This is a genomic window from Leifsonia sp., from assembly GCF_051955155.1.
Classification (GTDB): Bacteria; Actinomycetota; Actinomycetes; order Actinomycetales; family Microbacteriaceae; genus Leifsonia.
Genome location: NZ_JBQCGZ010000177.1, coordinates 1 through 6,019 on the forward strand (window position 1 = coordinate 1; position 6,019 = coordinate 6,019).

Below are 6,019 nucleotides of genomic sequence, written 5' to 3' on the forward strand. Positions count from 1 at the left end.
TCCTGCCGCCACACGTGCGAGCTCAGCAGGTAGTTCAGCGATGCCACCGGGCGCCGCCACGGGATGCCCCGGGAGCTCTTCAGCCACTTGGCGTGCTGGTTGAACATCGAGTCGACGATGTGGATGAACGCCTCGTAGGACGTGATGACGCCGTGCCTGCCGCTCAGCAGGTAGCCCTCCAGCCAGCCCTGGCACTGGTGCTCGCTGAGCATCTCCATCACGCGGCCGCTCGGCACCAGGTGGTTGTCGGAGTCGATCGGCCAGTACTCGGCGTTCCACTGCTTGCCGGTCACGTCGTAGACCGCCTGCAGCCGGTTGGATGCCGTCTCGTCCGGCGCGAACAGCCGGAAGTCGTCGGGGTTCGCCCGCATGACGTCGCGCAGCCACTCCCCCAGCACCCTGGTCGCCTCGGCGACCGTCTCGCCGGGAGACGGCACGTCCACCGCGTAGTCGCGGAAGTCCGGCAGCCGCAGGTCCTTGCGCAGCAGGCCGCCGTTCGCGACCGGGTTCGCGCTCATCCTGCGCTGCCCGGCGGGAGCGAGGCTGCGCACCAGCTCCACCGGGGCGCCGTCCTCGTCGAACAGCTCCTCGGGGCGGTACGAGCTCAGCCAGCCCTCCAGCAGCCGGGTGTGCTCCTCGGTGTCCCTGGCGTCCGCGAGCGGCACCTGGTGCGAGCGCCAGTTGTTCTCGGCGGGATGGCCGTCGATCTCGGGCGGGCACGTCCAGCCCTTCGGCGTGCGCAGGATGAGCATGGGCCAGCGCGGACGCTCGGTCAGCTCGCCGGCCGCCGCCGCCTTCTTGATCGCGGCGATCTCGTCGAGGATCGCATCCAGCTCGGCGGCCATCCGCACGTGCACGTCGCGCGGGTCCTCGCCGTCGAAGCCGCCGGAGACGAGGTGCGGTGCGTAGCCGTAGCCGCGCATCAGCTCGAACAGCTCCTCCTCCGGGATACGGGCGAGCACGGTGGGGTTCGCGATCTTGTAGCCGTTCAGGTGCAGGATCGGCAGCACGACGCCGTCGGTGACCGGGTTCAAGAACTTGTTGGAGTGCCACGCCGTCGCGAGCGGCCCTGTCTCCGCCTCGCCGTCGCCGACGACGGCGGCCACCAGCAGGTCGGGGTTGTCGAACGCGGCCCCGTACGCGTGCGAGAGCGCGTAGCCGAGCTCACCGCCCTCGTGGATGCTGCCCGGGGTCTCCGGCGCCGCGTGCGAGGGGATGCCGCCCGGGAACGAGAACTGCCGGAACAGCCGCCGCAGCCCCTCCTCGCTCTGGTCGATGCCGCTGTAGATCTCGCTGTAGGTGCCGTCCAGGTAGGCGCCGGCGACCACACCCGGCCCGCCGTGGCCCGGACCTGCGACGAAGATCGTGTCGAGGTCGCGCTCCCGGATGGCCCGGTTCAGGTGCGCGTAGACGAAGTTCAGCCCTGGCGTCGTCCCCCAGTGCCCGAGCAGCCGCGGCTTGATGTCGTCGCGCGACAGCGGGCGCCGCAGCAGCGGATTGTCCAGGAGGTAGATCTGCCCCACCGAGAGGTAGTTGGCCGCGCGCCAGAAGGCGTCGATGCGGTCGAGGTCGGTGTCGGAGAGGCGGCGGTCGCTGGTCGTGCTCGTCGTGTCGCTCACCCGTGAATCCTACGAGCGGGCGGAGGCGAAATACAGGTGTGAAAACGCTTGATGTGCTGACACTAGGGGACCTTGCGGTCGTACGCTAGGAGGGCTAGCGTGACTCGATGGTCAAGGAAGTCTCCCAGCGCGACGTCGAACGATTCCTCGTGCGACAGGGATGGCGGCTGCTCCGCACGAAGGGCCGCCACAACGTCTGGGGCTCCCCGGAGGGGGACGACTCCCTCGCCATCCCGACACACGGACGGGTGTCACCCGGCGTGGTACGCCAAGTGATCAGAAAAGTGCCGGGTACACCGGAGAACTGGCGGTAGGAGGACTCCATGGGGAAGACCTATTCGGCGACGGCGACGCGTGAAGGCCGTTGGTGGATCATCCGCATCCCCGAGTTGGACGCTGTGACCCAGGCGAGGACCATTCGTGAGATCCACGAGATGGCGACTGGTCTTGTCACCGCTCTGCTCGATCTGCCCGAAGGCGCCGCCAGCGTCGATGTGTCGATAGAGCTGCCCGAGTCGGTCGCGGCCGCCTGGTCCGAGGCGGACCGGTTGCAGGCGGAGGTCGAGGCGGCGCAACGCAAGGCAGCGGGGCTCCGGCGCGCGGCCGTCCGTGCGCTGCTCGAAGAGCAGCACCTGACACAGGCGGAAGCGGGCGCACTGCTCGGAGTCTCGCATCAGCGCGTGCAGCAGCTCGCGAAGGCGGGATGACCATCTCCGGGGCCTCGCCGCGGGCGATCGGTGAAAACGTCGGCGGCCCGCGGTAGGTTCGCGGCATGACGGACGATGTGGTCACACGCTCGGTCGACGCCTCGACGTGGGAGTCGCTCAGCACGGTGTTCGGCACGAAGGGCGATCCCGCGGGATGCTGGTGCCAGTGGTTCAAGCTGAGTCGCGCCGACTGGAACGGCACCGACCGCACGCAGAAGGCGGAGCTGCTGCACGCCCAGGTGGAGGCCGGCTCGCCCGGCGTGGTGGCGTGGCTCGGCGACGAGCCGGTCGGCTGGGCGGCCGTCGAGCCGTTCAGCGCGTACCCGAGCCTTGCCCGGTCGCCGATCAGCAAGCGCCAGCCCGACGATCCGGCCGACCCGTGGGCGATCACCTGCTTCGTCGTGCGGCTGGAGCACCGACGCAAGGGCGTCGCCCGGGCGCTGCTGCAGGGCGCGCTCCGGCACGCGCACGAGCACGGGGCGACCGTGATCGAGGGCTATCCGGTGGACACCGAGGCGCGCCCCACGCTCTCCGCGGCCGAGCGGTACCACGGCACCGTGTCGCTGTTCCGCACCGGCGGTTTCGAGGTCGTCCGCAAGCCCAGCGCCTCGCGGGCCGTCATGCGCCGCGCACTCTGAGGCGCGGCCCGGCTCAGGACAGGATGTCCTTGGTGAGGAAGCGGCCGGCGGCGAGGGCGCCGAAGACGGCGATGTAGCCGGCCTGCAGCACGGCGTTGTTCGCGAACGAGTCCCACGCGATCGGGTCCCGGAGCAGGTCCGCGAAGCCGAGCCAGTAGTGGCTGAACAGCCACGGGTGGATCGCGTCCAGCTGCGGCAGCTGGTCCAGCACCTGCGAGACGACGGCGAGCACGGCGGTCGCGGCCATCGACCCGACCGGGACGTCGGTGAGGGTGGACAGGAACAGGCCGATCGCGCACATCCCGAGCAGCGAGACCACGATGTAGAGCGCGATCAGCAGCATCCGCACGAGCGCGTCGCCGATCGGGACGGTGGTGCCGGAGAGCAGCGTCACCGGACCGATCGGGAACAGGATCGCGCCGATCACCGCTCCCGCCACAGCGACCGTGAGCGCGGCGGCCACGCAGAACACCGCGGAACCCGCGTACTTCACCGCGAGCAGCCGCAGGCGTCCCGCGGGCGCGATGACGAGGTAGCGCAAGGTGCCGTGGCTCGCCTCCCCGGCGATGGTGTCCCCGGCGACGACGCCGATGGTCAGCGGCAGGAACAGCGGGACGCAGACGACGAGCGCGCTGAACGCGACGAACAGGCCGTTGCCGCTGATCTGCTCCAGGAAGCCGGGGCCGCCGCGGCGGCCGCCGGTGATCCGGATGGCGACGGCGATCAGGACCGGGACGGCGGCGAGGGAGCCGAGCATCGCCCAGGTGCGCCAGCGCCGGAACAGCACGGACAGCTCGGAGCCGAGCAGCGCCCAGCCTGCCGCGGGCCGCGCCAGCCGTGCCCCGACCGCCGTCTCACTGCTCGACATCGAAACCCTCCCCCGTCAGCTCGACGAACCGCTCCTCCAGGCTGGACGCGCGCACCGCGAAGCCGCGCAGCCGCACGCCGTCGCCCACGAGCGCCGCGCTCAGCTCCTCCGCCGCCGGCGCCCGGACCGGGAGCGCCGCCTCCACGCCGTCCGCCCGGGGCTCGGCGCGCAGGCCGAACCGGGCGAGCACCGCGCCGGCCCGGTCGCCGTCCGGTGTCAGCACCTCGACGCGGGGGCCGGACGCTCCGCGCAGCTCGTCGAGCGAGCCCTGCGCCACCAAGCGCCCCGCGCGCATGATCGCGGCGTGCGTGCAGACCTGCTCGATCTCGGCGAGCAGGTGGCTGGACACGAACACCGTGGCCCCGCCGTCCGCGAGCGAGCGGATGAGCGTGCGCACCTCGCGCGTCCCCTGGGGGTCGAGCCCGTTCGTCGGCTCGTCGAGCACCAGCAGGTCGCGGTCGGTCAGCAGGGCGCCGGCGATCCCGAGCCGCTGCTTCATCCCGAGCGAGTATGCGCGCACGTGCTTGCCTGCGGCGTGCGACAGGCCGACGCGCTCCAGCGCGGCCTCGATCCTGGCGCTCCGCGTCGCGCGCGGCGCGAACCGGTCGGCCGTGTCCCGCCGCCGCAGGTTCGCCTCGCCCGAGAGGTACGGCGCGAAGGCCGGGCCCTCGACGAGCGCGCCCACCCGCGGAAGAACCCTGGCGCCGCCCTCCGGCATCGGTTCGCCGAGCACCTCGATCGAGCCCGCGGAGGGCGAGATCAGCCCGAGCAGCATCCGGATCGTCGTCGTCTTGCCGGAGCCGTTCGGGCCGAGGAAGCCGAACACGGAGCCGCGCGGGACGGCGAGGTCGAGCCCGTCGACCACCGCGCGTGCACGGAAGCGCTTGGTGAGGCCGCTCGTCGCTATCGCGGCGGGCTCGGTCACCGGGCGGCGGACTGCAGTGCGGAGATGGGGACGGAGCCGGCCAGCACGCGGCCGTCGGCGGTGACGAGCACGGATACCAGCGAGGTCGAGAGCGCACGCCCGCCGTCGACCGGCTGGGTCAGCTGCGCGACCAGCGGGTCGGCGGTCAGCGCGGCCGGTGCCGAGCCGGCCGGGAGGGAGACGATGGTCGCCCAGCCCTCGCCAGTCACGACCGGCTTCCGGTCGGCGCCGACGTCGCGGTGCTTGCCGCTCTTCGGCGACTGCTCGGTGACGGTCGCGCCCTTCGGCGGCGTAAACGAGAAGACGGAGGCGGCGGGAGCCTGGTCGCTGAACGACGTGAAGCCGGCCTGGAACGCCGGGTCGGAGGCGCCGCGTGCCACGACCTGGACGCGCAGCGGGATGCCCGTCGCGCCGTCCACGGCGATCGACACCGAGCCGACCAGGGTCGCCGACGTCTTCGGCGTCAGGACGAGGTCGTACGCGTCGCGCCCGGCGACGTTCGTGTTGCTGCCGAGGGTCACCGAGGTGCTCGGGTCGACCGCGGCCAGGAAGCGCTGCGCGAGCGCCGACGGTGTCGTCGCCGTCGCGTCGGGCCGGGCGGAGGTCGCGTCGTGCGCGGGCAGCGTGACGTGCGTCGCCTTCTCCCCGGTCGAGTCGTACAGCCAGACGTCGGAGCCGTTGCGGATCGCGTCCCGCTCAGCGAGCTGGTCGAGCAGCTGGACCCTGACCTTCTCCGGCCCGTCGACGTACACCTTCGCGGTGTGGTCGCCCATCAGGAGCTCCAGGGTGCTCGCGGCACTCGAGTCGGCGGACGATCCGGAGGTCTTCGGGATGCTCGGCAGCCCGAGGTCGGAGGTCTGCTCGACGGTCCCGGAGAAGGCACGGGCGTCGCTTCCCGCGACGAGCTTCAGGACCTCGGCCGGAGTCTTCTCCGGCAGGTCGGCGGCGCCCGCGGCGAGCGGGGCGACGATCGCGCCTGCGGCGATCGCGGCGGGGACGGCCACAGCAGGCAGCCAGCGGACCCAGCGGTGCTTCATACCCCAGAGGATACGCTCGCGGGCCGCCCGCCGACCCTCCGAACTCCATGAGAGAGCGCGAAATCATCCCCTGGTATGACACGCCCGGAACCGTTCCGGAGTTGTTCGCGCCTCCGGCCGGCGTGTCGCGTGAAGAACCCCGGACACGACGGGGCGGCGCGTCAGGGAGGCACGGAAGGCCCCCCCCCGGCGGCGGGGGGGGGGCCGGGGCCCCCGCCCCCCCGC

At 72.1% G+C, this 6,019-nt stretch carries 7 protein-coding genes; 3 read left to right on the top strand and 4 right to left on the bottom strand.

The window, feature by feature from the left end; translation table 11 throughout:
* Positions 1-1,619: phosphoketolase (locus ACTHMF_RS18985; protein WP_440319767.1), on the bottom strand; the 1,619-nt coding region annotated here is incomplete at its 3' end.
* Positions 1,620-1,726: 107 nt separating this feature from the next.
* Between ACTHMF_RS18985 and ACTHMF_RS18990 the strand changes: the two genes are divergently transcribed.
* The 3 genes from ACTHMF_RS18990 (at position 1,727) to ACTHMF_RS19000 (ending at position 2,964) form a co-directional block, all read left to right on the top strand.
* A complete protein-coding gene (locus ACTHMF_RS18990; protein ID WP_440319769.1) occupies positions 1,727-1,933 on the top strand; it encodes a type II toxin-antitoxin system HicA family toxin in 207 nt (68 codons plus the stop codon).
* A 9-nt stretch (positions 1,934-1,942) separates the two neighbouring features.
* Positions 1,943-2,326 (top strand): hypothetical protein, encoded by a 384-nt coding sequence (locus ACTHMF_RS18995; protein WP_314145867.1) that lies wholly within the window; start codon positions 1,943-1,945, stop codon positions 2,324-2,326.
* Positions 2,327-2,391: 65 nt separating this feature from the next.
* Complete coding sequence (locus ACTHMF_RS19000) at positions 2,392-2,964, top strand: GNAT family N-acetyltransferase (RefSeq protein WP_314145868.1); 573 nt, start codon at positions 2,392-2,394, stop codon at positions 2,962-2,964.
* A 13-nt stretch (positions 2,965-2,977) separates the two neighbouring features.
* On the opposite strand, the gene ACTHMF_RS19005 is transcribed toward ACTHMF_RS19000, so the two are convergent.
* The 3 genes from ACTHMF_RS19005 to ACTHMF_RS19015 are packed head-to-tail and all read right to left on the bottom strand — an operon-like array spanning position 2,978 to position 5,794.
* Positions 2,978-3,832, bottom strand: a complete 855-nt coding sequence (locus ACTHMF_RS19005) for an ABC transporter permease (RefSeq protein ID WP_314145878.1) — start codon at positions 3,830-3,832, stop codon at positions 2,978-2,980.
* Entirely contained in the window at positions 3,819-4,757 is a 939-nt protein-coding gene (locus ACTHMF_RS19010) for an ABC transporter ATP-binding protein (protein ID WP_440319771.1), read from the bottom strand. The genes ACTHMF_RS19005 and ACTHMF_RS19010 overlap by 14 nt, the downstream gene beginning before the upstream one ends.
* Positions 4,754-5,794 carry a LolA family protein gene (locus ACTHMF_RS19015; protein WP_440319773.1) on the bottom strand — a complete coding sequence of 347 codons (1,041 nt, stop codon included), beginning with the start codon at positions 5,792-5,794 and terminating at the stop codon, positions 4,754-4,756. The genes ACTHMF_RS19010 and ACTHMF_RS19015 overlap by 4 nt, the downstream gene beginning before the upstream one ends.
* Between the last annotated feature and the right edge of the window lie 225 nt (positions 5,795-6,019).